Here is a 315-nt window from a genome sequence, read left to right as displayed (position 1 = left end):
TAGATCAGCTGAACTCTTAGCACCTGCAGCAGCACTGGAAGCCTTAGAATCATCACCAGACTTAGCGGCTTCCTTAGCAACAGCGGCTGACTTCGCAGCATCGTCAGCAGCTGACTTCGCTAGATCAGCTGAACTCTTGATTGCTGGATCGTCTGGATACTTCTTCCCAGCAGAACCAGCAACGTCAGCACTAGAACTTGCCTGACTAGCAGACTTGCCTGCGGCATCGGCATAACTAGATGCAGTATCACTCTTAGACTTAGCCTCATCCTTTGCTTTCGCAGCATCAGATGCCTTGGAAGCAGCGGAGCTTGC

Annotated in this window: 1 protein-coding gene; it reads right to left on the bottom strand. The window is 51.4% G+C overall.

Translation table 11 applies throughout. From position 1 onward, the window contains the following. Window positions 1-315 (bottom strand): hypothetical protein (locus tag ACWPAB_RS15465; RefSeq protein ID WP_455692718.1); only part of this gene is annotated, 315 nt, incomplete at both ends.

The organism is Lacticaseibacillus sp. 30 (assembly GCF_053819265.1).
Note: the sequence above shows the minus strand (reverse complement) of the source record. Positions and strands in the feature narration are given on the sequence as shown.